The sequence below is a fragment of the Neobacillus drentensis genome, from assembly GCF_036966985.1.
Lineage (GTDB): Bacteria > Bacillota > Bacilli > Bacillales > Cytobacillaceae > Neobacillus > Neobacillus drentensis_E.
The window spans coordinates 1-1,261 of the sequence record NZ_JBALSN010000677.1 but is presented as its reverse complement, the minus strand read 5'-3'; the positions used below and the strand labels follow the sequence as shown (position 1 = coordinate 1,261).

Below are 1,261 nucleotides of genomic sequence, written 5' to 3'. Positions count from 1 at the left end.
TATGAAAAGTATCAATATGTTATTAGTTGGCTTATCAGGTTTTGTTGTTTTCATCGTTGGTAATATTCCTGTCATAGCTATTTTATTATTACTAGGATTTCTTTCCGTTTTCTTTTATAGAAAGAAGAAAAACAGACCTGAGTAAATAGGTGTACCATACTATATATCTTTAATGAATAGTGCTAAAATGAATCCATATCAGATAATGTTTGAAGCAGAGGGGTTATTCTATGAAAATGAGCTTTGCAGTTATTGGGCTGGGCCGATTCGGTGGAAGTATTTGTCGTACGCTTACCGATGAAGGGATGGAAGTACTGGCAATTGATAAAAATGAGGAACGTGTCAATGAATATGCAATGATTGCTTCTCATGCGGTTGTAGGTGATACAACGGATGAAGCTGTTTTAAAAAGCTTGGGGATCCGGAACTTTGATCATGTAATCGTAGCAATTGGTGATGATATTCAATCAAGCATCCTAACAACCCTTATTCTCAAAGAATTGGGTGTCGTACGTATTACCGCAAAGGCTCAAAATGATTATCATGAGAAGGTGCTTCGTAAAATTGGAGCAGATAGTGTTGTCCATCCAGAAAGAGATATGGGAAGACGTATAGCTAACAACATGGCCTCTAGTAACGTTGTAGACTATCTTGAACTTTCAGATGAACACAGTATTGTTGAAATTGTTGCGAATGGAAGACTTAGTGGTCATACCATTATGGATTTGGACATTCGAAAGAAATATGGTTTGAATATTGTTGCTATCAAAAGAGGAGAAGAGATTATTGTTTCTCCGCAAGCGAAAGAAACCTTCCACGCTAATGATGTCTTAATTGTAATTGGAACAGACCAAGACATCGATCGATTTGAAAAAAAGGTATTGGAATAAAGAAAAGCGGAAGCGCCCTAACAGGCGCTTCCGCTTCTTTTATTTTTTACACTTCCATAATGATTGGTAAGATCATTGGTCTGCGTTTTGTTTTTTCGTATAGGAAAGGAGCTAATGTATCTGTAATTTCGTTTTTAATTTCCGACCATTGGCTTGTCTTTCTTTCCATTACCCTATTCAAGTGTTTGGTGATTAGGTTCTGTGCATCATTAATTAAATCACCTGATTCTCGCATATAAACAAATCCTCGCGAAATTAAGTCTGGTCCTGATGCAATTTTGAATTCTTTCATATTAATGCTTACCACCACAACTACTAAACCTTCTTCTGAGAGGATTCTACGGTCACGTAAGACGATGTTTCCGATGTCG

At 36.8% G+C, this 1,261-nt stretch carries 1 protein-coding gene and 1 pseudogene; one reads left to right on the top strand and one right to left on the bottom strand.

Annotation, left to right across the window (positions count from 1 at the left end; all coding sequences use genetic code 11):
* The first annotated feature begins 230 nt into the window (after nucleotides 1-230).
* Complete coding sequence (locus tag V7659_RS30325; RefSeq protein WP_335543727.1) at nucleotides 231-890, top strand: potassium channel family protein; 660 nt, start codon at nucleotides 231-233, stop codon at nucleotides 888-890.
* A 46-nt stretch (nucleotides 891-936) separates the two neighbouring features.
* On the opposite strand, the pseudogene V7659_RS30320 reads toward V7659_RS30325, so the two are convergent.
* Nucleotides 937-1,261: pseudogene (locus V7659_RS30320) on the bottom strand (ribonuclease J); the annotation flags it as partial.